Annotated in this window: 28 protein-coding genes and 1 pseudogene; 18 read left to right on the forward strand and 11 right to left on the reverse strand. The window is 63.7% G+C overall.

Annotation, left to right across the window (positions count from 1 at the left end):
* Nucleotides 1-184: 184 nt before the first annotated feature.
* The 6 genes from M1P90_RS35510 to M1P90_RS35535 form a co-directional block, all read right to left on the reverse strand.
* Entirely contained in the window at nucleotides 185-571 is a 387-nt protein-coding gene (locus tag M1P90_RS35510) for a hypothetical protein (RefSeq protein ID WP_483705751.1), read from the reverse strand.
* Nucleotides 572-656: 85 nt separating this feature from the next.
* Nucleotides 657-1,265 (reverse strand): hypothetical protein, encoded by a 609-nt coding sequence (locus M1P90_RS35515; RefSeq protein WP_483705753.1) that lies wholly within the window; start codon nucleotides 1,263-1,265, stop codon nucleotides 657-659.
* A gap of 39 nt (nucleotides 1,266-1,304) precedes the next feature.
* Nucleotides 1,305-2,123: a hypothetical protein gene (locus M1P90_RS35520; protein WP_483705755.1), complete on the reverse strand. Its 819-nt coding sequence runs from the start codon at nucleotides 2,121-2,123 to the stop codon at nucleotides 1,305-1,307.
* An 11-nt stretch (nucleotides 2,124-2,134) separates the two neighbouring features.
* Nucleotides 2,135-2,641 carry a hypothetical protein gene (locus M1P90_RS35525; protein WP_483705756.1) on the reverse strand — a complete coding sequence of 169 codons (507 nt, stop codon included), beginning with the start codon at nucleotides 2,639-2,641 and terminating at the stop codon, nucleotides 2,135-2,137.
* Nucleotides 2,642-2,671: 30 nt separating this feature from the next.
* Nucleotides 2,672-3,247 (reverse strand): hypothetical protein, encoded by a 576-nt coding sequence (locus M1P90_RS35530; protein WP_483705758.1) that lies wholly within the window; start codon nucleotides 3,245-3,247, stop codon nucleotides 2,672-2,674.
* Nucleotides 3,248-3,363: 116 nt separating this feature from the next.
* Complete coding sequence (locus tag M1P90_RS35535) at nucleotides 3,364-3,723, reverse strand: hypothetical protein (protein WP_483705760.1); 360 nt, start codon at nucleotides 3,721-3,723, stop codon at nucleotides 3,364-3,366.
* A 171-nt stretch (nucleotides 3,724-3,894) separates the two neighbouring features.
* On the opposite strand from M1P90_RS35535, the gene M1P90_RS35540 reads away from it, so the two are divergent.
* Nucleotides 3,895-4,545: a hypothetical protein gene (locus M1P90_RS35540; protein ID WP_483705762.1), complete on the forward strand. Its 651-nt coding sequence runs from the start codon at nucleotides 3,895-3,897 to the stop codon at nucleotides 4,543-4,545.
* 18 nt (nucleotides 4,546-4,563) lie between these two features.
* On the opposite strand, the gene M1P90_RS35545 is transcribed toward M1P90_RS35540, so the two are convergent.
* Nucleotides 4,564-5,895 carry a hypothetical protein gene (locus M1P90_RS35545; RefSeq protein ID WP_483705764.1) on the reverse strand — a complete coding sequence of 444 codons (1,332 nt, stop codon included), beginning with the start codon at nucleotides 5,893-5,895 and terminating at the stop codon, nucleotides 4,564-4,566.
* 336 nt (nucleotides 5,896-6,231) lie between these two features.
* Here M1P90_RS35545 and M1P90_RS35550 point away from each other — a divergent pair, with 336 nt between their 5' ends.
* Both M1P90_RS35550 and M1P90_RS35555 read left to right on the forward strand, forming a co-directional pair.
* Entirely contained in the window at nucleotides 6,232-7,107 is an 876-nt protein-coding gene (locus M1P90_RS35550) for an alpha/beta fold hydrolase (protein ID WP_483705766.1), read from the forward strand.
* 10 nt (nucleotides 7,108-7,117) lie between these two features.
* Nucleotides 7,118-8,020, forward strand: coding sequence for an alpha/beta hydrolase (locus M1P90_RS35555; RefSeq protein ID WP_483705768.1), 903 nt, complete (start codon nucleotides 7,118-7,120; stop codon nucleotides 8,018-8,020).
* A 262-nt stretch (nucleotides 8,021-8,282) separates the two neighbouring features.
* On the opposite strand, the gene M1P90_RS35560 is transcribed toward M1P90_RS35555, so the two are convergent.
* Nucleotides 8,283-8,945, reverse strand: a complete 663-nt coding sequence (locus M1P90_RS35560; RefSeq protein WP_483705770.1) for a hypothetical protein — start codon at nucleotides 8,943-8,945, stop codon at nucleotides 8,283-8,285.
* A gap of 57 nt (nucleotides 8,946-9,002) precedes the next feature.
* The gene (locus tag M1P90_RS35565) at nucleotides 9,003-9,449 is read right to left on the reverse strand and encodes a hypothetical protein (RefSeq protein ID WP_483705772.1); all 447 of its coding nucleotides are present in this window, start codon (nucleotides 9,447-9,449) and stop codon (nucleotides 9,003-9,005) included.
* A gap of 303 nt (nucleotides 9,450-9,752) precedes the next feature.
* On the opposite strand from M1P90_RS35565, the gene M1P90_RS35570 reads away from it, so the two are divergent.
* Together M1P90_RS35570 and M1P90_RS35575 are read left to right on the forward strand one after the other, a co-directional pair.
* Entirely contained in the window at nucleotides 9,753-10,568 is an 816-nt protein-coding gene (locus M1P90_RS35570) for a hypothetical protein (RefSeq protein ID WP_483705774.1), read from the forward strand.
* Between the two features lie 72 nt (nucleotides 10,569-10,640).
* A pseudogene (locus M1P90_RS35575) lies at nucleotides 10,641-11,097 on the forward strand (LuxR C-terminal-related transcriptional regulator); the annotation flags it as partial.
* A 126-nt stretch (nucleotides 11,098-11,223) separates the two neighbouring features.
* Here the strand turns inward: M1P90_RS35575 and M1P90_RS35580 are convergent.
* Both M1P90_RS35580 and M1P90_RS35585 read right to left on the reverse strand, forming a co-directional pair.
* Entirely contained in the window at nucleotides 11,224-11,811 is a 588-nt protein-coding gene (locus M1P90_RS35580) for a TetR/AcrR family transcriptional regulator (protein WP_483705776.1), read from the reverse strand.
* Between the two features lie 67 nt (nucleotides 11,812-11,878).
* Nucleotides 11,879-13,672, reverse strand: coding sequence for an ATP-binding cassette domain-containing protein (locus M1P90_RS35585; protein WP_483705778.1), 1,794 nt, complete (start codon nucleotides 13,670-13,672; stop codon nucleotides 11,879-11,881).
* A 241-nt stretch (nucleotides 13,673-13,913) separates the two neighbouring features.
* Between M1P90_RS35585 and M1P90_RS35590 the strand changes: the two genes are divergently transcribed.
* The 13 genes from M1P90_RS35590 (at nucleotide 13,914) to M1P90_RS35650 (ending at nucleotide 25,445) form a co-directional block, all read left to right on the forward strand.
* On the forward strand, nucleotides 13,914-14,297 hold the full coding sequence (locus M1P90_RS35590) for an ArsR/SmtB family transcription factor (protein ID WP_483705780.1): 384 nt from the start codon (nucleotides 13,914-13,916) through the stop codon (nucleotides 14,295-14,297).
* Nucleotides 14,298-14,604: 307 nt separating this feature from the next.
* Nucleotides 14,605-16,068, forward strand: coding sequence for a mercury(II) reductase (gene merA, locus M1P90_RS35595; RefSeq protein ID WP_483705782.1), 1,464 nt, complete (start codon nucleotides 14,605-14,607; stop codon nucleotides 16,066-16,068).
* Between the two features lie 8 nt (nucleotides 16,069-16,076).
* Nucleotides 16,077-16,730: an organomercurial lyase MerB gene (gene merB / locus M1P90_RS35600; protein WP_483705784.1), complete on the forward strand. Its 654-nt coding sequence runs from the start codon at nucleotides 16,077-16,079 to the stop codon at nucleotides 16,728-16,730.
* A gap of 24 nt (nucleotides 16,731-16,754) precedes the next feature.
* Complete coding sequence (locus tag M1P90_RS35605) at nucleotides 16,755-16,991, forward strand: hypothetical protein (protein WP_483705786.1); 237 nt, start codon at nucleotides 16,755-16,757, stop codon at nucleotides 16,989-16,991.
* A gap of 135 nt (nucleotides 16,992-17,126) precedes the next feature.
* On the forward strand, nucleotides 17,127-17,357 hold the full coding sequence (locus tag M1P90_RS35610; RefSeq protein WP_483705788.1) for a hypothetical protein: 231 nt from the start codon (nucleotides 17,127-17,129) through the stop codon (nucleotides 17,355-17,357).
* Between the two features lie 6 nt (nucleotides 17,358-17,363).
* On the forward strand, nucleotides 17,364-17,873 hold the full coding sequence (locus M1P90_RS35615; protein WP_483705790.1) for a MerR family transcriptional regulator: 510 nt from the start codon (nucleotides 17,364-17,366) through the stop codon (nucleotides 17,871-17,873).
* 355 nt (nucleotides 17,874-18,228) lie between these two features.
* Nucleotides 18,229-18,897, forward strand: a complete 669-nt coding sequence (gene merB, locus M1P90_RS35620) for an organomercurial lyase (RefSeq protein ID WP_483705792.1) — start codon at nucleotides 18,229-18,231, stop codon at nucleotides 18,895-18,897.
* Nucleotides 18,898-18,984: 87 nt separating this feature from the next.
* Nucleotides 18,985-19,479: a hypothetical protein gene (locus M1P90_RS35625; RefSeq protein WP_483705793.1), complete on the forward strand. Its 495-nt coding sequence runs from the start codon at nucleotides 18,985-18,987 to the stop codon at nucleotides 19,477-19,479.
* 178 nt (nucleotides 19,480-19,657) lie between these two features.
* A complete protein-coding gene (merB, locus tag M1P90_RS35630; RefSeq protein ID WP_483705795.1) occupies nucleotides 19,658-20,326 on the forward strand; it encodes an organomercurial lyase in 669 nt (222 codons plus the stop codon).
* 251 nt (nucleotides 20,327-20,577) lie between these two features.
* Complete coding sequence (locus M1P90_RS35635) at nucleotides 20,578-22,005, forward strand: sigma-70 family RNA polymerase sigma factor (RefSeq protein ID WP_483705797.1); 1,428 nt, start codon at nucleotides 20,578-20,580, stop codon at nucleotides 22,003-22,005.
* 371 nt (nucleotides 22,006-22,376) lie between these two features.
* Nucleotides 22,377-22,889: a GNAT family N-acetyltransferase gene (locus tag M1P90_RS35640; RefSeq protein WP_483705799.1), complete on the forward strand. Its 513-nt coding sequence runs from the start codon at nucleotides 22,377-22,379 to the stop codon at nucleotides 22,887-22,889.
* 169 nt (nucleotides 22,890-23,058) lie between these two features.
* Entirely contained in the window at nucleotides 23,059-23,565 is a 507-nt protein-coding gene (locus M1P90_RS35645; RefSeq protein WP_483705801.1) for an NUDIX hydrolase, read from the forward strand.
* Between the two features lie 137 nt (nucleotides 23,566-23,702).
* Nucleotides 23,703-25,445, forward strand: coding sequence for a TrmH family RNA methyltransferase (locus M1P90_RS35650; RefSeq protein WP_483705803.1), 1,743 nt, complete (start codon nucleotides 23,703-23,705; stop codon nucleotides 25,443-25,445).
* Nucleotides 25,446-25,470: the final 25 nt, after the last annotated feature.

Consider the following 25,470-nt stretch of genomic DNA (forward strand, 5'->3'; position numbering starts at 1 on the left):
GTTGTGTTCCCTGCGGCGGTCGCTTCGCTCGGAGCGGTGCCGGCTGCTGTTATTACAACGCGTCCTCTGCCACGTTTTCCTCGTGCTCGCTATACCAGTGATGTACCTGGATGTAGGCCAGCGCCTCGTCCAGGTCGGCAAACGTCCATCGCTCGGACAGGTGGTTGACCAGGTGCAGCTTCCCCTACGCGTCGAATAGCAACACGTAGCTATAAGGGTCGCTCATCGTATGCTCGAAGACGCCGAGCGCCTTGACGGGACCCAGCGCGGCCCGGCCTGGCTCCTCGAAGGTGAAAGGTATCACATGTGTCAGTATCATCTCGACCTCGGCGCGCACGACCGCAAGGTCAGCGTCAGGCGATACTTGAATGCGGAACGCGCCCTGGCCGGTCTCCTTCCAGTAGCCGTTCGGCCGCAGCGCGGTGAACAACTTGCGCGTCGCACTGTACATGTGGCCCCAGCCGCTGTAGCCTTCGATCTTCGCGATCGGGTGCGACCAGAAGGCGATCAGGTCGGCCTGGGTCAGCGGCGGCCCAGCAGTGGGTGGCTCTGGGTGCAGAAGGTCGATCATCACGTCTCTCCCTGGTGCGTGCCAACGGTGCGGTCACCGCGTTCAGCACGAGAATAATATCGCCTTATGATACTTTTGTCAAGTATCAGACATGCACAGCCACGCCTGGTTGCCGCAGGGCGTGAATGCGCGCGCGGACGGTGGGTTGCTCGTCGGATTGAGCCGATTGTACCACCGTGTGGATGACCATATTAGCGCCGGGGTGGCGCGTGGCCCAGGCGTGTCGCTGGTCGGGGGTCATCGCGGCGATTGCCTCGTCGAATAGCGCGATGCGCTGGAATGGCGGGTAGAAGCGTAGCGCGGCGAGGAGCGTTAGCGCGCGGGTGTGCGGGTCGGGCAGGGTGCGGATCTCGGCGAGCAGCGCAGCCTGCGCGGCGTTGCACTCCTCCCGGTCGCGGATCATCCTGGCCAGGCGCGCGCTCGCCTCGGCGCGCGGCTCGGCGTGGACGGACGTGCGGGCTGCCTGGAGCGCGCGAACGATGAGATCCTGCGGAACCTCGACGCCGCGAAGCTCGTGCAGCATGCGCGCGATGCGGCAGAACAGGCGCGCGCGCTCGCCGTCCGTGTCGGTCATCTCGGGTGCGATCTCGATAATCGTCGCGAGCAGCTCAAGCTGGCGCGAGCCGCTGGAGGAACTCTGCGCCCACGTAATGAGCGTGTGAATACGCTGGTCGGTCGTGCTGTATTGTCGCATAACAAGTCCTCAGATCGTTGTTGGGACGACTACTCTGGCTCAGCACACCGGCGCCATCTGCCGCGCCAAGGCGGCGCGACGCCACGCCAGGTGCTGGCGCAGGCGGGCCTGAATGCTTGGCCGCGATGGCTCGGCCGCCGCCGCGGCGATCGCGTCGAGCAGCGCGGCGGGCATGTACGGCGTGATCGTGATTAGCGTGTACGGCTCGGCCGCGAGCGCCAGATCCAGCGCGCGCCGGGCGTCCGCGCCAGCCTGGTCGTTCTGCGGCGCGGCGGCCAGGCTGGCGAATGCCACTGCGCCGCAACGCTGCCAGCCGCTGGTTGTTGGAATGCCCTCGATCGCCTCTCGAAGCCGCGCGAGCGCATCTTGCGTCGCCCGATCGGCGAGCCGCAGAGCCAGCGCCTCCAGCGTAAAATAGGCGCCCAGGTCACGGCGGCGCTCAGCCGCCGTGACCTGGGCCAGCTCGGCCGCGATCTGCTCGTCCGACGTGGCGCCGGGCGGCAGCAGCTTCCACCTGCCGCTAGATGCGCGCGTGTACTCGTCGTAGCGCACCGCGCCCGCCTCGGCCAGCTCGTGGTCGCGCTGCCCCCAGTGGTCGGGGCCCAGCTCGGGCACGACGAACAGGCTCCAGTTGTTTGGCGGCTGCGCCAGGTTCTGACCTTCACTCCAGATCCCGACCGTGGACTTCGCGCCGCGGTAGGCGCGCCAGCCGACCTCGCGCCCATCGGCATCGTAGTATACCCGCAGGCAGTCGATTCCGGTATTGCCGAGGTGGCGCATCTCGGCGGCGATCAGCGTGAAGTTGACCGCTTGGCCGGGCTTTGGGCGGGGGTAGTAACGATCGTCTCGACGTGCCATAGCATCTTGCCTCAGATATGATTCGGGAAAGGAGAGAATAACACCGGGAGCTTTAGCCCAGGGAGCCGCCACGCGTGTTGCGGCGGCCTGATGCTGTAGGCGCCCGGCTCGATAGCCCCGCGTTCGAGCAGCGCGAGCAGCGTCTCGCGAACCTTGAACTCAAGCGCGCTCCACAGCTTGATGCGTGCCGCTAAAAGGCCGACGTCTTCCAGGTCCGCGCCGAAAGCATGGTCTTCGATGTAGGGATCGCTCCCTCCGTTCTCGACAACCAGCGCCTGGTATGCCGCCGCCGCCTGGTAGAGATCGTCCAGCGCGGCCCGCGCTGCTGCGATGTCGGCGTGGGTAATCACGAATGGCCGGCTCAGGCCGATCGGAGCCAGTTCTGCGCCTGGCGTGTAGCCGCCGTGGTCGCGCCAGCTCATGCAGGCCATATAGGTGTAATTCGGCATTACGCCGAGTGTGCTGATGACCAACGCCTCGAATGTGCCGTGGTCGTATTCGATGGTGACGGGCGCCATTATGATCCCCTCTTGTTGTCCTCGTACTGATCAGCGGCAGGGAAACGAGAAGCGCAGGGTCGCGAGGTAGCGGTTATTGCCGAGCAGATCGACTGTCACGGTGGCGGGCCTGGCGGCAGACGCCGGACCGACGACGGATAGCGAGAACGAAAAGACGGTATCTGCAAGCGTATCTGGGGTCGCGGTCTCCGACTGGTGCCACGGCTCCTCTACGGCCAGCTCATCGCTCGCCCACACGCTGGCGCTGAGCGTGACCTGCGGCAGATCGCCGGGAAGGTTGCCCTTCAGGGCGATGCGTAGCGTGTAGCGCTCCCCGACGCGCCCGATCGCATCGTCCGGCAGATCGATGGTCGCGTGTGCCATCACGCCCGGCTCGCGAGCTTCAGCGGGCTTGCCGTCGCCGGCGAAGACATACACTGTCTTGACGCGGGTTTCCTGGCTGACCCGCACCGCGTCGCGCAGCTTCAGTCCGGCCAGGACGCCTTGTTGCGCCTGCCGGCCGTCGTCGAAGATGATGCGCCCGGAGCGCCTGAAGTGCGTGAGCGTGCGGCCTTCCCGAAGCGCCGCGATTGACTGGTCGTAGGTGAGCCGTCGTGATGCTGGCATGCCGCTGGTCCTCGTCGGTGTGCTGTAATGACGCGGATGAATTCGCTTATACGAGAATAATATCATCTTATGATACTTTTGTCAAGTCATCTGGGACAGCCGCCCGGATCGCACGCTCATGCCGGGTCGCCGGCGACGAAGCGCCAGCGTGCCGCGTCCCAGCGCCGTGGTGTTTTCAAGAACCGCGCGAGTTGGGTGTTGGCCTTCGCAATCGCCTCCGCATCGCTCTGCGCGGTCAGGCCGAAGGCACAGCCCAGGCGCTGCCTGACAAACGTGCCTCCTTGACCGTGGACGGTGTACTTTTCGCCGGTTGGGAACAGCATCATGTAGCGGCGCGGCCGGCCAGCCATGCGCCTGCCGTGCGACGCGTGCAGCTCGGCGCCAGTCGTAGGGCAGACGGCGATTGCGCCCCTGATGGCCAGGCCGATCTGTGCGACCGGGTCGATCCGCGGGTCGGTGATGTCGATGAGCGCCACGGCGTGCTCCTTCTAACTGGCTCCTATGATGTTATACACGCGGCGCACGCCGTTTTCATGACCGGCATCCTATTGCAGTCCGGCTGGCCGCATGTTAGGATGGCGGCTGACGCGTCCAGACACTGTTCACTGGACGCGTTCAGGATCTGACGGAGTGAGACAACCTCGTCTATGGCATCTGCACTGCTGCACCGTCTGAGACAGCACTACCGCGCCGCTCAGCGCCGCCCGATCGCCCAGGCCGCGCGCGAGCCCGCCTGGTACATCGCGCACCGGCGTCTGCTCCAGGCCAATTTGGCGCGGCGCGATACCGACCCGTTGTGGTTCGGCCAGGCACTATACATACAATTCCTCGGGGTCCAGATCGTTGCGCTGGAGCATGCGCTCGGCGACGATGGCGAGGAGACCGCCAGGCGGTACGCGGCCGCGCGCGGCAGATCTGCGTGGCAGATCATTGCCCTGGCGAAGCGCCTGTGCGTGCTGGCGCAGGTGCCGACCGTCGGGGTATATGTGCAGTCCGGCCGGCTTCCCACGAGCTGGGCGCAGCTTCTCAAAGACCTCGGCCTTGCCTCGCTCTCACGAGCGACGCGCGCGCGCCTGGTGATGCCGGTCGCGCAGCTCATGCCCGACGTCCAGGATGCGCTGGCGGGTCACCATGTCAGCGTGCGGGTCCTGCACGAACTCGCGCGGCGCCCCGCTGCCGAGCAGCGGGCCATACTCCGCGCCGCGCGCCAGGAAGCCTCCACGCCGCTCTCGCAGGCGATCTGGCAGCAGCTCCAGCCTCAGCCGGCCCCAGCGCCCGAGCAGGCGCTCAGCGGCTGACCACACCGCCTGGGCGGCCTAGCGCCGGGGCTTGCCGCGCGTGCGCTGCGCCTGGCGCGCCATACGCTCCCAATCATCAAGCGCCTGGATCGTCGGATGATCCTCGTCGAGCAATTCCGCGGCGACGCGCCTGGCCTCGGCGATCAGCGGCAGCATGTCGCGTACCTGGTTGGTGAACAGCGACTGCCAGATCAGGGCGATGAGACCGTCGAGCAGGATCAGGCGCGCCGGGTCGACCGGCTCGCCGGCCTCCTCGGCGATGTCGGTGCCCTCCGCGATGAAGCGCCGCGCCTCGGCGATGACCGCGCGCAGGAGCGTGCGGGCGTGCTCAGCTTGCTCCGGCGGGATGACCGGCTCGGTCAGCGTCGCGAGGGCGAGTTTGATGCGCGCGGCCAGGTAGGGCGCCTCGGCGCCCGCCAGGTCGCGCGCGCGCTCGTAGGCGTCCAGCGCCTCGCCGAGACGGCGCGAGCGCGCGTAGGCCAGCCCCAGGTGATACCAGACCCTGGGATCGCCGGCCACGTCGTCGAGATCGCGTGCCTGCTCCATCAGGGTCGCGGCCTCGCCGCTCGTGGCGTCGAGCGCGGTCGCCAGGCCGATGAGAGGTGCGGCCAGCAGCGCCGACCGCTCGCCGTACGCGCCAGCGGTGACTGTGTAGAGCTGCGTCTGGGCGGCGCGGTACGCCCGCGCGACTGCGAATGCCGCGGGGTGCCGCGGCCGGCGCTTGAGAAAGCGGCGCGCGCACTCGCTGATGGCGCGCAGCTCGCGGTGCGTATCGTAGGTCGTGCTACGCGCGACGACGCTCAGCATCGTGTCGACGAACAACTCGGGCGCAAGGTCGATCAGCGTGCTTGCCGTCCTGGCAAGCAGATCCGGCCATCCGGGTTCCTGCGGTTCGCTCTGGAGAACCAGTTGCGCGAGGTGCGGCAGCAGCAGGTCACGGGTCGCGAGGTCGCGCGGAGCCGCGGCATCCCAGAGCATACTGCTCACGAGATCGCGCAGCGCGCGGAAGGCGATCGCGCCAAGGTCGCGGCCTTGCTCATCGGCGGCGCCATGGCGCTCGACAGCGGCCTGGCCCAGCGCGCCCACATCCGCCGAGCATACGAACAACTCCGGCTCCTGCTCGACCGCCTCGACCTCGCCGCTTGCCAGCAGGCGATCGATTGCGGCCGCGAGCACCTGCGGGGTTGGATCGCGCGGGAGCAGCGCCCGGACGTCCTTATCTTCGAAGATGCGCAGCAGAATGGGCCACGAAAAGGGAGCGTGCGGCCGCAGGCGCGCCAGGGCCGCCTGAAGGACGGCAAGCACCGTATCGAGGAGGTTGTCCTGATGATGTCCGCTCGCTTGTGGCATGAACACATTCCCGCTGTTCGAGATGCGGCGTCGCACTGCTGATCGATCCGCGTGGTGTGGGGAGACCACGAGAGGTATAACATACCTGCTGCCAGGCGTCAACCACAAACCGCATCGCCATGCCGCGCGCGGCATGGCGGCTCCGCCGCGCTTACTCGTTTCCGTGTCACAGCCGCTATGCCTCAGCAGTCCTTTCGGAAGGGGTGGATGGCGATCGACCGGACAGTCGACCTGTACCTAAGCTGCTGCGGTTTCGCAACCCTACTAGGCGGACGCGTAGGGTATGCTATCGTGTGGCAGATCTGATCTCGACTGAAAGGTTGTGCGGGACGGCATATGGACCTGGAACTTCTCATCGAACAGCCGGCGGGAGGAGCGCACGCCACGCCGATCCTGTTTGTCCACGGTGCATACCACGGCGCCTGGTGCTATCGGCACTGGCTGCCGTACTTCGCCGATCACGGCTATACCGCGTACGTGCTGAGCCTGCGCGGCCACGGCGCCAACCGCCACCGCGACGACCTGCGCGCGGTGCGCTTGGAGGATTACGTCGAGGACATCGGGTGGGCCCTGGCACGGATCGGCGCGCCGGCGGTGCTGGTGGGGCATGCGATGAGCGGGCCGCTCGCGCTCCTTAGCGGGGCGCGGTTTGCTCGCCTGACTCGCGCAGTGGTGCTTCTGGCCAGCGCGGCCCCGCAGGCTGTCGGGCGCAAGCGAGCGGCGGCGCTGCGGCAGGCGCTGGCCTCCGACGGCAGCGTCACGCTGGCGTACGCGCGGGCCACGATGCAATCAAAACTCCGCGGCGCGCTGCATCACCCGATCACCTCGGCCGAGCTGTTCCGCCGCGCTTTTTTGTCGCCGGATGTGGCGCCACACGACCTGCACGCTTATTTTCCGCTGATTCAACCGGAGTCGCCAGTTGCCGTTCAGCAGACGCTCCAGGGCTCGTTTCGCCCGGATTTATCGGGTTTAGAGGCGCCGGTCGTGGTCGTAGGCGCATATGGCGATGTGTTCGTGCCGGCGGAAGACGTTCGCGCGACCGCGGCGCTATTTCGGACGGAGGCGTTGTTCAGCCGCGGCGGCAGCGACCTGATGCTCGACGCGCACTGGATCGAGGCCGCGGCACTTATTCTCGAAGCATTATCCGCGCGCGGCATTCCAGCGGGCGGGGTCGTCCCGTTACGCTCCCACCGTGGGGCTCTTGCGCGCTAGTGAGCGATAGATGTACCTTGAACGCACCATCACACAACCACTCCCCGGATCGCACGCTACGCCCGTGCTGCTCGTCCACGGCGCGTATGCCGGCGCCTGGGTCTATAAACACTGGCGGACCTACTTTGCCGAGCGCGGCTATCTCGTGTGCTCGATGAGCCTGCGCGGCCATGGCGCCAGCGACGGGTTCAGCCTGCTGCGCACCGCGCGAATGGAAGACTACGTCGACGACGTCGCGGCTGTGCTCGCGACGCTCGCGGCGCCAGCCGTGCTGGTCGGCCATGGGATGGGCGGCGCGCTGGTCCTGGAGTGCGCGGCGCGGCACCCCGAGGCAGTGAGCGCGGTTGCGCTGCTGGCGGTTGCTATTCCCCAGGCGCGTCGCGCGGTCGATCGGCTGCATTTGCTGCGGCGTCTCGGCCCGCAGACGGTGGCGGCGATTGGCCGCGCGCAGCTCGCAGCCCGCCTGAGCGGCGTGTGGTATGAGCCGTACGCGCACGTGGAGCGCGCCCGGCGCGTCTTTTTCTCGCCGATACTGGACGCTGCGCTGGCGTCCAGCTATGCCGGGCAACTCCAGCCCGAGTCGCTTGTCGCGCTGTCGCAGCTCAGCAGCGGGGCGTTTCGCCCGCGCATCGCCGCGGTGCGCGCGAGCGCAATTGTGATTGGCGCCGCCGGGGACGCGCTGTCACACGGGACGGCGGTGGCGCGGACCGCGACGATACTCGGGACAGAGGCGCGCGCGTGCCATGGCGGGCATCTGTTGATGCTCGATCATGGCTGGGCGGAAGGCGCCGCAATCCTTCTCGACGAATTACACAAACAGGGTATTCCGCAGCCGCTGAGCATCCCACAGCGCGCGCGGCGCGCGCGTGCAGGAGTTCGCGAGGAGCGCCTCGTGCCGCATTTGGGAGCTTGAAGCGCCGGCCGCCTCGCTGGCGAGCGCTGGCCGCTCGCCTGCCGCGCGCCGCTCGGGGCCGGCGCTGCCGAGCTGCGCCAGGGCCCCGTGCAGATCCCACACCTCGAATCGCTCAGGCAGACCGCAGCCGCTGAGCGCGCGCAGCCGGGCGCGGGCCCAGTCGCTCAGCGACTGCACAGGCTCTGGCTCGCCGGTGGTTGTTCGTGCGGCGTGCAGCATAGCGGTCGGCCTGGTCATGCGGCGCTGGCGAGCGTCCGATCGTCTACGCCGCGGCGAGTGTGGCACCGTGCTCCAGGAGCCCCGCGCGCGTGTTCAGGTCAACGCGCAGGCGCTGGATGTCGGCGAGCAGGGCCTCGATCTTCGTCAGGTCCGCGCCGGCGGCGGCCTGGTAGACCTGGACACGCAGCGCGGCGATCAGCGCCTCCAGTTCCAATACCAGGCCGCGCGCCTCACGAGCCAGCGCTGACCCCTCGGCTGCGCTGGCGATCGTGAGCTGGTCGAGAGGCGTGAGCGCCCGGCATTGGCGCGCGCGAGCGACAACATCGTCCGGCCGCAGGGTGATCATCAGCTCGGCCTGCGAAGATGCCGGCGGGACGATCTGGATCTGGTTGATGTCGTCGAGCTTGGCCCAGAAGCGCTTGCGCTGCTTGGCGACCCACGGCGCGCTGGTGCTCACGATACGGAAGCTGATCGAGGCGAATTCATCCAGGCCCTGTCGAAGGTACACGCGGTCGACCATCAGCATCGTGCCGGCCGGGAGCGTGCAGTGCTTGACCTGGCTGAGGAAGTAGGTGGGATTGTCGACGATCTGTGCGGGCGCCGGGCAATCGTCGAACGGCTGGCACCGGCGCTCGTTGAATAGGCGAAAGGTCCAGTCGGCGGCAAGTATGATCTTCTCGCCGATATTTGGGATGTAGAGCTGCATTGCTGGCCTCGTGTCTAACTGGTGCAGTATACAAAGTTCGTTCGGCCGCGAGAACCGCTAGGCTTTAGCCGGAGCCGGCGCTATGACCAGCGTATTGCTGGGGTAATGATGCTTCATCTTCTTTCCATCGCCCAGGCCCTTGACCGTGAGTGTGCGCGTGTAATAGCCGTAGCCGCGGTGCGCTGGCTCGCCAATGGCGACGACCACCATCCGCCGCATGTGCGCACCGTTGCCCGCGCCACCCTTGGAAAAGGGAACCAGCAGCGTCGTTCCGACGGTGATGGGCTGGCCGTCCATATCGACGAGCGGAGCGCACCCGCGGACCCAGCTCGCAATGACGTCGGCCAGGCTCTTTTCGTTGAACATATAGCTCGACAGCCAGTGACGTACGTTCTCCGCGATCCAGGCGGTGTCTGCGGCCACCAGCGGCTGTGACAGGCCGGCGGCAACGCTGGCGATGCGCGACTCGATCTCGGCGTCGGAGAAGGTCGGCGATGTTGTCATCGGTGTTGCTCCTATGCGCGGCTGCCGCGATCAGGAAGATTGAACGATCTTTACTTGACATAATATAGCGGATGGTGACACTTGTCAAGCGTGACTTTTCGACCTTTTGATTTTTCTGATCTTCAAATTTTTGCTCGGAGAGACATATGGAGAGGCGGCGTTCTGCGCGTTCTACTGCTTGACAAAAGGCATCGCACAGGAGGATACTTACGGTAGGGCGCCTCCATCGCACATCTCGTCGTTGCCGAACTCTTCCCATTGCTCTGGGCGATCTGCCCGCCGAATGCGCCCTGGGAGACAACCATGCCCCCGCGCCACGGTCTGACAGTGGACCCTCCTCGGCGTCCGGCGGACGCGAACCTGATCGCCGCGCTGCGCGCGCCCGAGGCCGCCGCCTCGCTCCTCGATCGGCTCTACGGAACGTCCCCAGGCATGGGGGCGTGGCAGCTCACGATTGCCGCGGACGTAGCGGTGACTGGCCCGGGCGGCCGCGCTGCCGGCGTGCTGGACCTCGACATCGCCGGCGAGCGTGACTTCGCGTGCCGGCTGTGCGGCGAGGTGTTTGACGTACCGGAGCGGGAGCATGACATTGCGAAGGACGTCTGCCGCGAACACTACGCGCTGCGAGTGCTGGAGGCGCGCTGGGACGCGTTCGATGCCGGGCTGCCGGACCCGACCGACTGGGGGTACGAGCCCGCAATCCGCCAGCCAGATGAGCCGCGGCCGGACAAAGCCGCCGCCGCGGCGCGCTACCAGGCGTGCGTCGCCTGTCGCGCGATCCGCGCCGGGCGCTGCCCGTGTCATGGGCCGCCATACTGGGCGCTTGGCCAGCCGCGCCCCCAGTTCGACGTCCGCGTGGCGCTGCTGGTGTATGGGGAGCCGGAATCGAGCGATCGGATCATTCGCCGCGCCAGGCAGCTCGCCGTCCTTGACCATCCGACTGTGCGCCGCCGGATGGGCGCGCCCCCGATCACCACCTGGGCGGTGCAGCTCTGGCCGGGCGTCTCGGACGCGGTCGCGGCCGCGCTGTGCCACGCCGGCCTGGTGCCGCTTCGACCGGCCTCCATCGAACCGCTGCTTGTGCCAGATTCAGGCAGTGGCTGTGGTATCAGCCGCTGAGGGAAAGGCTGTGCTGAGAATGGCGAGGTGCGGCGTGGAAACCTCGCCAGAGGATCATTTGGCGAGGTTTGTGTGGCACTGCTGGATATTGAGAGCCCGGCGGTGACGGCTTGAGCACGGCGTAGGCGCTGCGCGAGCGCCTGCCGTCCTGCCAGGTGGTGATCCTGATCACCTTTGGGCGCAGCGGCTATCTCCGGCGGGCGATGGAGAGTGGCGCGGTTGGATTCTGCTCAAGGAGGCGCCCGCAACCGAGCTAGCTATGGCGCTCCGGCGCGTGGTGGCCGGCGAGCGAGTGGTTGATCCGGAGCTGGCGCTGGCGGCTTTAAGCGAGGGTGACAACCTGCTGAGTGGCCGGGAACGGGAGGTGCTGGCGGCCGCGCTGGGCGGTGCCGGCATCGCGGTCATTGCCACACAGTTGTCACTGTCCGAGGGAACTGTCCGCAATCATCTCTCTGCGGCTATTCAAAAATTGGGTGTGGGCAACCGGATGGACGCTGCACGACTCGCTGAACAGAAGGGCTGGCTGTAGGACAGGCCAGATGTGTCATGCCGATCCTGGACTCATCCAGCAGATGGTCCTTGTCGGTAATGCGCAAGGTGAGATTGACAGCACACGAGGATGAGTATACTACGGCTAACGCTTCACGATGCTCAGTCAGCCAGCTGCTAGTGCCGCCGCCGCCGCGTCCCAGGAAAAGCTCCCCGGCGCGAGGTGCCAGCTCGCCATCAAGCCGTGGATGGTCGCCCGCACCATGGTCGCGTGAAGCACTGCGTCGAAGTCCGGCGACCACTCGCCCGCTGCCACCCCGTCCTGGATCAGGGCGGTGAGCTGTTTCTGGGCCTGCGCCTGTTCAGTCGCCACACGTTCAGCGATGGCTGGCACATAGGCCGCCAGCGTCCGGCCCTCCATCAACACGCGACAGGTGGCCGCCTCGGCCTGCACATGCCGCCCGGTGACTTCTACGATCGTGCGCAGCACCCGCCGCGCTGAGTTCCGCTCCGCCGGCGTGAGCGTCGCCAGCGCCACCATAATCTCCTCGCGCAAGGTACAGCCCCAGGTGTCATACAGGGCGAGGAAGATTGCTTCTTTACTCGGGAAGTAGACGTAGGCCGCGCCCTTGGCGATGCCAGCCTCAGCGGCGATCTCCTCCATCGTGGTTCCGTAATAGCCCTGGCGGGCAAAACAGGTCACAGCTGCGTGCAGGATGCGCGCCTCGCGTGCAACGCGGGTCCTCTCCAGCAACTTCGGCATCGTCACCACTCCTCACGGCTGCACCGGCAGCCAGGCTGCTTGATGATCTGTGGTGCCATCACGCCGCCGGGTGCGCGCCCTGCGCCAGGAACAGCGACCAGAAATCCCCAGCGTTGCGCTCCAGTTCTTCATGCGTGCCCATTTCGGCGATCCGGCCGTCGACCAGCACCACGATCGTGTCGGCTTTGCGAATCGTATCATACCGGTGCGTGGTGAACAGGATTAGCTTCTCGTGAGCCATCGTCCGCAACAGCTCGAAGATCTGCCGTTCGCCGACAGGGTCCAGACTAGCGCTCGGCTCATCCAGGATGATCAAGGGCGAATCGTGATAGAGCAAACGCGCCAGCGCGAGTCGCTGCCATTGTCCACCTGATAGATCGGTGGCACCCCCAAACCCAGCGCCTACCACCGTGTCGATACCATCGGGCAGCGCCTGGACGAGATCCCACAACCCAGCCTGGCACAACGCCACGGCAATCCGCACCTCATCGCCCACGCTCCGCTCGAACTGCATGGTCACATTGTGCCGGATGCTGAAATGGAAATGCGCTGGGTTCTGGAACAGCACCGCTTTGGCATAGCCATCCAGCGACTCGGCACCGCCCGTGGATCCGATTGCGTGGATCGTGCCGGTGGTTGGTGCGACCAAGCCAGCCAGGAGCTTGACCAGCGTGCTCTTGCCCACGCCATTCGTGCCGACGATCGCAGTGAGGCCTGGTGTGAAGGTACACGAAATGTCCTTGAGCGCGGTTGTGCCCGTTTCAGGATAGGTGAAGGAAACATCCGTCAGGTGAATGGCCGCCAGCCCTGCTCGTGTTAGGGTGGCACTGGGAGTTGGCAGTACTGCGCGGTGGCCATCGAAGGACTCGGTCGTGAGGAATTCGAATAATGTCGCCGCATAGGTCAGCGACTCCAGCAGCTCGCGATAGTGGTAGATCAGCGACCCGAGCATCCCCGACAAGAGTGCCATGCCAGGCACGAGGACGGCCAGGCTGGCGAGACTAATTTGCCCGCGCGCAATCAGCACGCCCGCAGCGACCAGCGCCAGACCAAAGCCCAGCACCTGCACCAACGCTGCGCCAGTGCGCAAGCCCAGAAAGCGCCGCGTCAGCTGTTTAAGCTGCGCCAGGTAGGCGTCGGCGAGCGCAGCGTGCTCACGCGGGATGAGATTGCTGTGGTAGAGGCGCACATCGCGCTGCCAGGGCGCATCCACCTGCATATTGGTGAGCGCCTCCATCCGCAACTGGTTCGGCGCGGTGTGTTCCTGTAATTCGTACATCGCATGGCTGAAACGCCGCTCGATGAACCCGGCCGGGATCGCGATCAGCAGCATCGCCAGCACCATGAGCGGCGCGATCGTGAAGAGGCTGATCGCAAGCCCCAGCAACCCAAGGAAGATCGGCGCGGTCGAGAGCAGCGAGTCGACCAGGGTGATCGAGCGCTGGGCCGCCTCGCGGATGACTAACCCGTAGCGGGCTTGAAAGGCATTGTTCTCGAAGAGCGGGTAGGGCACGGCCGGCAGTTTCTGCATGACCTGCTTGCTAATCGCCACCCAGGCCTCCTGCCGCAGGATGGTCGAGGACGCATCGCGGACGATTATGCCCAGCCGTTGCACGAGGAGCAGAACTAGCAGACCGGCGCCGAGCTGGATCACCGCCGGCGTAACATGCACTGTGCCACCCGCTGTGATCTGCAGCAACAGCCGTTGCAGCAGCAGGATGAAGGCGGGAAAAAAGAGCGGCTCGGCCAGCGAGGCCACGGCGCTGACCAGGAACGCGCGTGGATGGCTGCGATAGAGCAGGCGAATCGTCGCCCGCAAGGTAGCGAGCCATGGCGCACGGAACGATCGCATAAACCTATCCCTCATTCCACGAGAAAAGCTTGAGGAGGCAAAATGACCAGTCAGTCATTATATTGTATGCCGTGATCGGTGGACTGTCAATCCCTGAACAGTCGTACACAGCCCTACTGCTTGATCCGGATAACGCCCTGCTTTTACGCCATCCGGGATGAAGCAGCACCGAATGGTGATTTGACAGCCGTACGCAAAATTGCTATGATATCTGTATATACGGATATGATAGGGTGATGTGATGGAACAGGTTGTATCTGGGACTATTCCGCTGTCCCCAGTCGGCGCAGGGATTGATGGAGCTGACCTGCTGGCGCGCCTGTTCGCGGGCGTGAGCGACCCGACCCGGTTGCGCATTCTGCTTGCACTACTGGAGCGCGAGCACAACGTCAGCGAACTGGTCATGCTGGCGGGCACCGGGCAAAGCCGCGTCTCGACCCACCTGCAATGCTTGCGCTGGTGTGGCTTTGTGACAAGCGAGCGGCGCGGCAAGTTCGTGTACTACCGTGTTTGTGACCCGCGCGTGCGCGAGCTGATCAAGCTGGCGCAAGATATGGTGGTCCTGCATGGCGCGCAGCTTGCCACCTGCTCGGTTCTCAATACGGCAAGCGAGCAGGCCGGCTAGGGAATGGGGATGTTCCTATGCGACGTTCCATCGGCTCCTCTCTCTTACTTATCACGGGCTTTTTGGCGTGCCCGTGCCATTTACCCCTCACCTTGCCGCTTCTTGTTGCGCTCTTTGGCGGGACAGCCCTCGGCGCCTGGCTCTCAACCCATACCGGCCTTGTGATCGGGTTAAGTGCCGGCTACTTTCTCGCCGCGATTGTTCTCGGCATCTGGCTCCTGAACCGACCTAGCCCAGAGAGCGGCGATACGTGCCCCGCTCCAAAGCACCATTAACCTCAACCTGTAGTTGAGGATAGGAGGCTCCCTTGAGTACACCTCGGACATATGACCTGGTCATTATGGGCAGCGGTTCAACGGCCTTTGCTGCGGCTCTGCGAGCCGCAGAGCTGGGCAAGCGGGCCGTGATGACCGAGGTACGAACGCTCGGTGGCACGTGCGTCAACCGCGGCTGTCTGCCCTCGAAAAACCTGATCGAGGCAGCAAAAATCATCTTTGATGCCCGCAATCCGCGCTATCCCGGTATTGCACCCCACCAATCAGTGTTCGACTTTGGCCAGCTCATCGCTCAAAAGGATGCGGTCGTTTCGAGCTACCGCGACAAGAAGTATCAAAGCATCATCGGCGAGGACCGGGATATCGATGTGGTGTATGGGCGCGCACGGCTTCTTGACGCGCATACGGTCGCAGTGGACGGTCCGGAGGGTACGACCCAGCTTCGCGGGGACAAGATCCTGATTGCTCTTGGTTCAAGCCCCACGCTTCCGTCAATCGAAGGGCTTGAGGAAACGCCATACCTGACAAGCGACCTTCTCACGAGCCAAGAGGAGATAGAGCTGAAAGAGCTGCCGTCTTCGCTGATCATCGTGGGTGGTGGCTATATCGCGCTTGAGTTGGGGCAGATGTTTGCCCGCTTTGGGACGCAGGTGACCATTCTTGAGCGCAACAGCCGCGTCCTGCGGCATGGATATGAGCCAGAGGTCGGGCTGACTATTCAGCGCATTCTACGCGAGGAAGGCATCAACATCCAGACCCGCGCGGAGGTGGTGCGCGTTTCAGGTGATGCGCGCGAAGTGAGCGTGACCGCCCGCGTGGATGGTTCAGAGCAAACGTTCCGGGCTGCTCGGCTGCTGATTGCAACCGGGCGCACACCCAACACCCACAATGTTGGCCTTGAGGCTGTCGGTGTTGAGTTGGCGGATGATGGAGCTGTCAAGGTCGATGAATACCTGCGCACCTCGGTGCCACACATCTTTGCTGCCGGCGATGTGATCGGCACCCAGCACGGCAATCAGCTTGCGACGCCCTCTGGGGCGCACGACGGCGTCATTGTCGCCCACAACGCCTTTGCCGAGGAGGTGGGTCGCACGCGGCGTGCCCTTGACCATCGAGTGATCCCGCGCACGATCTTTACTGACCCGCAGATCGGAATTGTGGGTATAACCGATGCAGAAGCCAATGCCGCGGGTCACCGCTGCTGGTGCAACACCGTTCCGATGGAGTTCGTTCCCCGTGCTGGAGCCATCCGCGATACGCGAGGGATGATCAAGATGGTCATCGACGACGATACCAAGGAGGTCTTGGGCGTCTCGATGGTGGGCGTCAACGCCGGCGAAGTCATTCACGAAGCGGCGATGGCGATGCGCTTTCGGGCGACGATTGACGACTTCATCGATATGATCCACGTCTATCCGACGATGGCCGAAGCGCTCAAGATTGTGGCTATCTCGCGCTACAAAGACCCGGCCAAACTCAGTTGTTGTGCAGAGTAGGAGTTCGCATGGATGACAATGAGCTGACGGCGTTGGGGCAGCTGCTTGCTGAACGGATCTGCGGTACGAATGAAGCGTTCTGTTTCCAACTTCTCCGCCTCTTAGGTCGAGGCCAGCCGGTATCCGCCGCTCAGATGGGCGCAGCCCTTGGTATGTCTGAAATCGCAGTTACAGAGACCTTCCAGCGTATGTCGGACATCGAGCGTGACGAGACGGGACGGGTCGTCGGGTGGGGCTTGTCATTACAGGCAACTCCACATCAATTTCGTATCAATGGGCACACGCTCTATACCTGGTGTGCGTTAGATGCGCTGACCTATCCGATACTCCTGGAACAAACGGCGCAGGTCGAGTCGGTCTGTCCAATTACACAGACATCGGTCCGGATCCGTGTCGGTCCTGATGGCGTGAGCGTCCTTGATCCCGCCACGGCGATGGTCTCGCTGACTATCCCCGATACCCACACAGACGCCTGCAATCGGGCAAGCTTTTGCGACCAGGGGCATTTCTTCGCTTCGCCTGAGGCCGCCGCGACCTGGCAGGTGGATCATCCACAGGCACGGACGCTGCCGGTGGAAGCGGTTTACCAGCTTGGGCGCATTGTTGCCGCGCGCCGCTACCATCTCTCAACACAGCAATCTCCCGCAGCTCATACGCAGTAAGGTTACTCGTAGGAGGTCACTGCGATGAAGAAACGGATCGCTGCGATCCTCGTCCTCCTGCTCGGCGGGTTCGTCGCACTCCTGCTGCTGTTTGTGCTGCCTTCAGCACAACGAACGGCACCCGGCAGCACGGCAGGAAACGGCACACCCACTGTGTCTGCTCCGGTCTTGACCGATATCCAGCGCATCGAAGACCTCCAATCTCGCTTCAATCGAGATGCTGGAGCGCCACGACTGATCTTGCTCTTGTCGCCGACCTGAGGCGTCTGCCAGGAAGGTGCCCGTTGGGTACAGCAGGAGATTCTTGCCAAGCATCCGACTGCCAAGCTTCGCGTATATGTGGTCTGGTTTGCAATGCTCCCCGGTGATAGACGGAGCGCCTGGGATGCATCCCTGATGCCTGATCCACGGGTCACGCATCTCTGGGATGAGCAGCGCCTCAGTGGCCGCTGGTTTGCCCAGCATCTCAATAACGCGCAAGACATCATTTGGGATGGCTATTTGCTGTACGGTCCAGATGCGAAGTGGGAGGCGCTCCCTGGGCCGCTAATTGGTTCAAGCACAGGAACGGTCATCGGCAGTAGTGAAGAACTCCAACAACAAATCATACCACTGCTGAAAGAGTGACATAGGTTGGGTCAGCTCGCCTCATCGGCACTCCAACAGAGCAACAGGGCTGACCAGATCGAAAGCGGTGTCCATATGGTGTTAGCGAAGCCAATGACGATCGGGCAACTGTCCCGACGAACCGGTGTGCCGATCAAAGCCTTACGCGAATACGAGCAGCTCGGGTTGATCTACACGCTTGGCCGCAGTGAGAGCAACTACCGCCTCTTCGACGAGGAGGCATTGTGGTGTGTACAGGTTATTCGTACCATGCGCTCACTCGGGCTGACCCTCAAAGAAATCCAGGACCTCACTGCCGTCTATCTTGAGCGCCCAGGCGAGCCGATTGGACCGCATTTCGGTGAAAAACTGGAGGCCGCGCTCACGCGCATCGAAGCCAGGATCACTGACTTGCAGGCGCTACGGCAGCGCATTCGTGATTTTCAATCTGCTCACGCTGCAGAGCTGGCAGGAGAGACTGAGTTAAACCTCTTTGGCTCGGATCCGCGCCACACAATCTCCAAGGTCCCCTCTTGACTCTCCCCCCGCGGTGAGGGTGTATGCTGCGTTCGCATACCCTAGCACACGAGGAGGATGTCAATGACAACGGAAAACTGAGTTGAGGAACTGGCGGCGACCTTGCATGATAGTATGCGCGAAGGAGTTGATCTGAAAGATCCCCCACTCATTCGACGCCTGGTTGTGCTGCTCTCTGATGGGCACGCCCTCTCCCCCGAGCGCCTCGCTGTCGACCTTGAACCGTCACGTGAACCTTATCTCTACACGACGCAAACGGCTCAACATCGAGTGAGATGCGGCGGGTAACCTCGCCGCCCCCAGTTCCGGCGCTGGAACTTATAGAGTAGCTTTGTAGTTCGATGGAGGTGTACATATGTCGAACCAAACGGTGTCCAATGCTGATCTACACGCCCTGGCCGATACGCTCTCCAAGCTCTTTGAAGGCTCACCGCAGGAAACAGCTATCCTTCTTGTGACACAGCTGCTGCTGCTTGATGGCCACCCCGTGGCCCCTGCGCAGATCGCCGCGCGGCTGCAGCTGCCGCAAGAGACCGTCACCGCGCTGCTCCACCAGCTTGGTGTCGAGTGGGATGCGAACGGCAATGTCGTGGGGATTGGGCTGTCGCTTACGCCGACACCGCATTCCTACATCATCAACGACCGGCAGTTCTACGTGTGGTGCGCCGGTGATGCGATCACGTTTCCGATCTTACACAAAACCAGCGCTGTGATCGAGTCCCCCGATCCAATCAACGGCGCCAAGATCCGCCTGATCGGCACGCCGGAAGGCGCCAAGGAGGTTGAGCCCAGCACCGCGGTGGTGTCATGGATGCCAGGAACGGAGAGTCTCAACAACATCCGCGCCAACTTCTGCAACTTCACGAACTTCTTCAGCTCGGTTGAGACGGCGGCGCAGTATGTCGCGCAGCACCCCGGCCTGGTGATTGTCCCTGTCGATGCGGTCTTTCAGATCGGCAAGCTGCTATGGGAGCGCGAGCCGATCAAGTCGTTGATCGCGGAGCTTGCGCAGCGACAGGGGTGATCGCGTGAGTGCCAAACACTCCGCTACAAGGTCTCTGACAATATCAATAAGGAATTCGAGAAGAACACGTTACTGAAGGGGTACTGAATGATAATCGAACAGCTCATGCCGGCACGGCGGCGCGCGATCGGTCTGCTTGGCACGCTGGCGCGGCTTGTCGTCGGCGGCTGGATGCTCGCGAGTAACATCGCCGCTTTCCACCTGGACGAGTGGTATGAACCGGTGCTGGGGCTGCTCGTCTTCCCGGCGATACTGCTACTGGGGCAGTGGCTGCGGCTGCGCTACACGTCGACTCCGCTGCGCGCGACCGGCCCAGTTGGCTATCTCGTCAATGCGGCGATCTTTCTAGCGTTGTATCTGACGCCGTGGTATTTCCCGCCCCTGGCGTTCACAAGTGATGCCGTGGTGTACTTCTACGGCGCCTCGATGCTGCTGGCCGCCGCGCGTGGCTACGCGGGGTGCGAGGTCCTGGCTGTGTCCAACTGGCTGCTCGGGCGCGACGATCAAGTCGGGTGCGTCGTCTTCTTGCCAGTGGACGCGGTTGAGATACGGCTTAGTGGTGCAGCAAGGTACGAGCAGTAACAGCACTTGCGGCTGATGCACACGCTTGTGCGTGCGTTGCTCATCACTCACGAGTAGTGACAAACAGGCGGGGCTCATGTGGAGCATGCGTGCTCGGTTTCTGGGAAGAGCGTCTCAAAGCCCTCGACTCACGGCTCGTACGTTACCGACACATGAGCCCTTCCTTCAAGGAGAAAAGATGGGCGACACGATCAGCAGCCATCCTATCGACGATTTCGATGCTGGGTGGCAAACCGTGGGCCGACAGTATCAGCCGGCTATCCAGGTGACCTCGGCACTGATCAAGCTGAGTGGAGGGGGCGAGCGGCCCGTCGAGGTTGAGCAGTTAGCCGCCGCCAGCGATCGGCCCATGGAGGAGACGCTGGCTCTGGCGCGGCAGTTCCTCAAAGTGGACGTGCAGGATGGGCTGGTTCACCTTGATCTCTCAGTGGCGGGCACATCCGCCCGCTATCGCCTCCAGATCGGCGCGCGCAGGATCGATGCAGGCGGCTGCGCACCGGACATCGTTTGGACGGCGCTTCTTGCTGGCCAGCCCATCCATGCAGAGGCGAGTTGCCCGGCGACCGGGAGCCCGATTCGCATCGACTTCACCCCAGAAGGCGTCGAGCGTGTGGAGCCGCCCAGCACCGTCATCGCGGTGATCAGCCCGCTGGCGCCACAGCTCCAGCAGCTCAGCAGCAGGGAGCAAGCTGAAGCGGATGTTTGCTCCCAGCAGCCTTTCTTCGCTTCAGCAGAGGCGGCGGCAGACTGGCAGGCCCAGCACCCCGCCGGGCGTATCTTTCCGGTCAGCGAGTTTTTCTTGTGGTGGCGACGCTTCCTTATTGCCATGAGTGTGGATATCCCCTGATCTCGGAGCTACCCAGGCGGGTGTAGGGCATGACCGGAGGATTTAATCGAAGAAACTGGCACAGTTTGGATACGCGCCTGGCGTCACGCTGTGGTCTTTGGGAGGATGAGCATACTGGCACACAGCACTTCACACGTCCACTGTGGTATGCTACCGTAGCGGCCGTCTCGTCACGCTCTTCTGCACGGCACCTTTTGCGCACAAGGTGGGGCTATTTATCAAGAAGATCTTCTGCGGGTCAGAGAACTGCAATGGATACGTTGATCGCACTGATCCAGCGAGCGCAGGCCGGCGATCGGGAAGCGTTTGGCGCAATCGTGCAGCGCTTTCAGGATATGGCGGTCGGCTATGCCTATGCGCTCCTGGGTGATTTTCACCTGGCCGAAGACGCCGCGCAGGAGGCGTTCATTCAGGCGTTCCATGACCTGCCGACACTGCACGAGCCCCGCGCGTTCGCCGCCTGGTTCCGCCGGATCGTCTTCAAGCACTGCGACCGTCTGACTCGCCGCAAGCAGAAGCCGATAATCTCGCTTGATGCAGTCCGCGAGGTGGCCTGTGCGCATGTAGAGCCGGCGCAACTCGCCGAGCAGGCCGAGCTGCAAGCCGAGGTGCATGCGGCGATTGCGGGATTACCGGAGCATACCCGCGCAGTGACATTGCTCTTCTATATCAGCGATTACTCGCAGCGCGAGATCGCCGCCTTCCTCGATGTGCCACTCACAACAGTGAAAAAACGGCTGCAGGCGGCGCGTAGACAGCTGCAGCAAAGGATGCTCGCCATGGTACAGGACAATCTGCATGAACAGGCACCATCGCGGAATGAGCGCTTTGCCCAGCGTGTCACCGCCGCGGTTGCCGCGGTGCAGAGCGGTGATGTAGCAGCGCTCACGACGCTGCTCCAGCAGGAGCCTGAATTGGCGAACGCGCGCTCGCCCGACGGTCGCAACCTGCTCTCTCACCTGACCGACTGGCCCGCTCATCGACCATCAGGCATCGAAATCGCGCAGCTGCTCATCCGCGCCGGCGCGGACATCAACGCCCGAACGATCGACTCAGCGGTGGGCGAAACACCGCTGCAGTGGGCGGTCAGTGCCAACGATGTCGCGGTTGCGGAAGCGCTGATCGATGCCGGCGCGCCGGTCGATGGCGTCAACGACGACCGGCGACCACTGGCGCAGGCGCTCTTTTATAGGCAACTGGCGGCGGCCGAGCTGCTCGTTCAGCGTGGCGCGACAATCGATCTGGAGTTCGCCGCCGGTCTCGGCCGCGTCGATCTGCTCCAAACGTTCTTCGACGCCGGGGGAAACCTGCTCTCGACAGCCGGCTGGCATCACCCGCCGACCAACCAGACGATCCCGGCGGCTCCTGGCGCCGAGACCGAGCTGCTCGAACAGGCGCTGGTGTATGCGTGCATCTGCACACAGGTCGAAGCCGCCGCTTATCTGCTGGACCGCGGCGCCGACGTCAACGCCCAGCCGTCGGGGTTCGACGTGCAGGCCTCGCCACTGCACTGGGCTGCCGGCGGGGGTGATGTCGCATTGGTGGAGCTTCTGCTCGCGCGCGGAGCTGACCCATCCGCGCGCGACCCCAAGTATGAGGCCACACCCTATGGCTGGGCTGAGCACCACGGCCACCAGGCGATCTGCGACCTGCTGCGGAGGCACGGCGCGGGGGAGTAGGGCAGGCCGATGGCAGGCGAGCATTGAGCGCCAGAGTATTTCTGCTGAAGCTCCTGTTGGGCTGCCCTTTGCCGCATCTGTCGAACCTGCTATAATGACTCCATCGCTGTTGCTGCATCTTCGGACTGCGCTCGTTCCTGCTCTGTAGGCGGGTAAGCTCATGTTGGCGTACCGGTGAGTCTGCTGAACAACCCACGGTTGTCGTCTCAGACCAACAACTAAGGATCGCTCTGTTCGCCCTGAGACCTGCTGCCGACCGCCAGGGTCTCCTGGTGTCTTTTATCGTGCCCGCGCACCTCCACATGCGGCCACCTCCTCCCCACCCGTCCGTAATCATGTATGCATCGTTCTATCTGCACTGGAGGTGTGCGATGACAGACATTCGCATGATGCAAACACACGAGGCCGCACAGGTACGTGATCTGTGGCTCGACAACTGCGCCCGGCTTGGCACCCCGCTTCCTGACCGCGCCGCACGGCAAATTCTCGATAATCTCAGGCGCACGCCTGCCCATCCGGATGCCCACTGTGTTGTGGCGGTCGAAGACGGGACGATTATCGGCTTTCTGACCTGCAGTATCAGCCCTCATCCGGTTATGCCGGGGCGCTCCGGCAAAATCGAGGAACTCTATGTCCAACCGTCTCGCCGACGATGGGCCACGCAGGCAGCCCTGGTGCGGCATGCGGTTGGCGTGCTGAAACAGCAGGGTGCCCAAACCATTCACGTCCTCACCGGTCTCGACAAGGATGAGGCCAGAGGCCGGGCGTTCTGGCGGCAAATGGGTTGGGTCAACGATATGACGGTCTTCTCGATCTATCAAAGCGTCCCCGGTGATCCGCACCTGCAAGGCGTGTGGGACGGCTATGCAGTAGAAGGCGGCTAGATCATCAAAGAAACAGGCTTTGGGCGTTCTCGCAGCATAGCGCTACGGGAATACCCAAAGCGCTCCGCGCCCATGTGGTGTGCGCGTACCTTGGCGGGGCGACCGAACCAACACTGCTATTGAAGCGCCAGCCGTGAGCCCGTTCCGACTGGTCGCAATGGAGATGACAATGTCGGTGTATTCTGTAGCGCGCGACGGCGAAGCGTTCGCGGTTCGCTCGAATGGGGGCGATTGGTTGATCGCCTGGCACGCTCCGACTGCAGCTCCGCAGGGTACTGCCCATGGAGCCAATGCGTTCTGTGTGACCGCCGACGATGGCGTTGTGCTGATCAGCGATAATGGCCAGCGATGGGGTTGGCCAGGGGGGCGACCTGAAGGCGATGAGACCTGGGAGCAGACCCTCCGCCGAGAGGTGATGGAGGAGGCGTGCGCCGCTGTCGTTGATGCGCGGTTACTCGGCTTCTGCCGTGCCGTGTGCCTCACAGGGCCCGAGCAAGGTCTGGTGCTGGTTCGCTCGGTATGGTTGGCAGAGGTTGCGTTGATGCCGTGGAAACCGTGCTTCGAGATTGCGCATCGTCGTGTGGTCCCAGCCAGCGAGCTTCTGGCGCATCTGTGGATGGAGGAGGGCTTCGAGCCGATCTATCATCGGGCGCTTGTGGAAGCCGGGCTGGTGTAGCGATGGCCATCGCCATGGCGGTCGAACGCGGCCTGGCACCGAGGCAAATTGTGCTACTTGTTACGTCAGTATGATACATGGCCTCGTTCGTCGATACTTGTTATCATGAATCACAACAAGCAGCGAATGGACCAGGTATGGCAACTGAAACCAGCGATTACGCGACGGTCAATCGATTCATCCAGTCGGTCAAGCTCCGCGAGTGCTTCACGCCTCCGCCCGCTGCGCCCGAATGGATGGGTGACAACATTCCCTATCTTGGCTTGCGCGTCCTGACCGGGCCGTGCGTGCCGTTCGAGACGATCTTCGGCTCGCCCGAGGCCAAGATCTTCATCTCGGGGTGGACCGACATCGAAGCCGTATTGGCGTTCGCTCCCGAGCCCGAGTTCGACGCCGATCTGCGTGCGGTTGTCGCGGCAACCAACGAGCGGGCGCTGCGCGACGTCTTGCTGGCCTTCCCGCGCGATCGCGTCGGCTTTTTCTATGTCGGTGGGGCCTGGCCCTTGACCACCATGGCCGAGGTACTCGACGGGCAGGTCATGCCGGCGCGCGAAGGCTACTATGCGACCCAGGACACCTTTCTCTCCGACCGGACCCATCCGGTGCGCCAGCTTACCCCTGCCGATTATGAGTTGGTCCGTGAGCAATGGAGCGAATCGGTCTGGCAGGAAGTCCTCGATCTCGGCTACAGCGTCTTCGTCTGCCACGACGGCAGCCATCTGCAGGCGTTGTGTTTCCATTGGGCGATTGGGCCGGACCGTCATATGGTGCATGGGCTGCAAGCGATCGGCGATTTTTCGACCCATCACGCGGAAAGTGTGTTCTCCGCCGCAACGGAGTCAGTGCTGAGGCAGGGCAAGCTGGCGGTCTGTGATTGTAATCTGTCCAATCAGGCCGACTACCTCCAGGTGATAAAAAACGTCGGGTATCGGCGCTATTACCGGGTCGACTCGTTTCTGGGAATCAAGCGCGGCAGCGGCCGATTCATCGCTCCCACGCTCGACCCCTTCTATCGCGGCCAGACCAACCCCGCCGCGCCGAGGGCGGCGCAAGCTGGCCTCGGCCAGGGGCGAACGATCGCGAAAGGCAAAGACCCGATCGTCAGCCACTATCGCGAGCTGATGCACATCGCCGGGCGGCGCGCATACGCCCAGTGTGTGGCCGAGGGGCTGACGCTAGTGCAGCGGGCGATCGACGACGGCTTGCTCATCGATAGCATCGTCTACACCGCTGAACTTCTGCGTGCGCCCGAGGGCCTGGCGCTGCTGCAGCGGGCGCGGCAGGCCGGCATTCATCACTATCGTGCATCTGACGCCCTCATGGGCACACTCACGACGAGTCGCCCGCTGCCCGCAGTGATCGCTGCCATACGGGTGCAGCTCCGTGATGCTGCTGAATTGGACGCGAACCACGTCAGCGCGGTCCTGGTCGCGGAGAATCTGCAAAATCCCGATAATCTGGGGATGGTGCTGCGAACGGCGGATGCGGCAGGCGTGGATAGCGTGGTCGTCGCTGGCGCACAGGCCGATCCGTTGCACAAAAACTGCGTGCGTGCGGCTCGTGGCGCGGTTGGTCGGATCCCGATCTTTGGCTGTAGCGATCTCCCTACCTGGCTGGTGGACCTGCGCCCCTACGGCGTACGCGTCTTGGGTACGACGGCACATGCGTCGCGCTCGCTGTTTGATGCGCTGATGCCGCTGCCCGTCACAATCGTGGTTGGCAACGAGCAGCGCGGGATCAGCCAGGCGGTGCTGGAGGTCTGCACCGAGCGCGTGCATATTCCGATGGCGCCCGGACAGGATTCGCTGAACGTGGGTGTCGCGACCGGGGTGGTGCTCTACGAACTGGTTCGCCAGCGGATGCGCAAACAAACAGCATAGCAACAGCGTTGAATAGCGAACACTT

This window comes from Kouleothrix sp. 19917, assembly GCF_057073505.1.

Bases quoted from the DNA above. Each gene is read 5' to 3' on its own strand.
- M1P90_RS35540 (WP_483705762.1), top strand. From the start codon at position 3,895: ATGGCATCTGCACTGCTGCACCGTCTGAGACAGCACTACCGCGCCGCT.
- M1P90_RS35610 (WP_483705788.1), top strand. From the start codon at position 17,127: ATGCCTGATCCACGGGTCACGCATCTCTGGGATGAGCAGCGCCTCAGT.
- M1P90_RS35520 (WP_483705755.1), bottom strand. From the start codon at position 2,123: ATGGCACGTCGAGACGATCGTTACTACCCCCGCCCAAAGCCCGGCCAA.
- M1P90_RS35550 (WP_483705766.1), top strand. From the start codon at position 6,232: ATGGACCTGGAACTTCTCATCGAACAGCCGGCGGGAGGAGCGCACGCC.
- M1P90_RS35585 (WP_483705778.1), bottom strand. From the start codon at position 13,672: ATGCGATCGTTCCGTGCGCCATGGCTCGCTACCTTGCGGGCGACGATT.
- M1P90_RS35530 (WP_483705758.1), bottom strand. From the start codon at position 3,247: ATGCCAGCATCACGACGGCTCACCTACGACCAGTCAATCGCGGCGCTT.
- M1P90_RS35635 (WP_483705797.1), top strand. From the start codon at position 20,578: ATGGATACGTTGATCGCACTGATCCAGCGAGCGCAGGCCGGCGATCGG.
- merB (WP_483705795.1), top strand. From the start codon at position 19,658: ATGGGCGACACGATCAGCAGCCATCCTATCGACGATTTCGATGCTGGG.
- M1P90_RS35570 (WP_483705774.1), top strand. From the start codon at position 9,753: ATGCCCCCGCGCCACGGTCTGACAGTGGACCCTCCTCGGCGTCCGGCG.
- M1P90_RS35605 (WP_483705786.1), top strand. From the start codon at position 16,755: ATGAAGAAACGGATCGCTGCGATCCTCGTCCTCCTGCTCGGCGGGTTC.
- M1P90_RS35545 (WP_483705764.1), bottom strand. From the start codon at position 5,895: ATGCCACAAGCGAGCGGACATCATCAGGACAACCTCCTCGATACGGTG.
- M1P90_RS35565 (WP_483705772.1), bottom strand. From the start codon at position 9,449: ATGACAACATCGCCGACCTTCTCCGACGCCGAGATCGAGTCGCGCATC.
- M1P90_RS35640 (WP_483705799.1), top strand. From the start codon at position 22,377: ATGACAGACATTCGCATGATGCAAACACACGAGGCCGCACAGGTACGT.
- M1P90_RS35515 (WP_483705753.1), bottom strand. From the start codon at position 1,265: ATGCGACAATACAGCACGACCGACCAGCGTATTCACACGCTCATTACG.
- M1P90_RS35525 (WP_483705756.1), bottom strand. From the start codon at position 2,641: ATGGCGCCCGTCACCATCGAATACGACCACGGCACATTCGAGGCGTTG.
- M1P90_RS35645 (WP_483705801.1), top strand. From the start codon at position 23,059: ATGTCGGTGTATTCTGTAGCGCGCGACGGCGAAGCGTTCGCGGTTCGC.
- merB (WP_483705784.1), top strand. From the start codon at position 16,077: ATGGATGACAATGAGCTGACGGCGTTGGGGCAGCTGCTTGCTGAACGG.
- M1P90_RS35650 (WP_483705803.1), top strand. From the start codon at position 23,703: ATGGCAACTGAAACCAGCGATTACGCGACGGTCAATCGATTCATCCAG.
- M1P90_RS35560 (WP_483705770.1), bottom strand. From the start codon at position 8,945: ATGCAGCTCTACATCCCAAATATCGGCGAGAAGATCATACTTGCCGCC.
- M1P90_RS35555 (WP_483705768.1), top strand. From the start codon at position 7,118: ATGTACCTTGAACGCACCATCACACAACCACTCCCCGGATCGCACGCT.
- M1P90_RS35625 (WP_483705793.1), top strand. From the start codon at position 18,985: ATGATAATCGAACAGCTCATGCCGGCACGGCGGCGCGCGATCGGTCTG.
- merB (WP_483705792.1), top strand. From the start codon at position 18,229: ATGTCGAACCAAACGGTGTCCAATGCTGATCTACACGCCCTGGCCGAT.
- M1P90_RS35510 (WP_483705751.1), bottom strand. From the start codon at position 571: ATGATCGACCTTCTGCACCCAGAGCCACCCACTGCTGGGCCGCCGCTG.
- M1P90_RS35590 (WP_483705780.1), top strand. From the start codon at position 13,914: ATGGAACAGGTTGTATCTGGGACTATTCCGCTGTCCCCAGTCGGCGCA.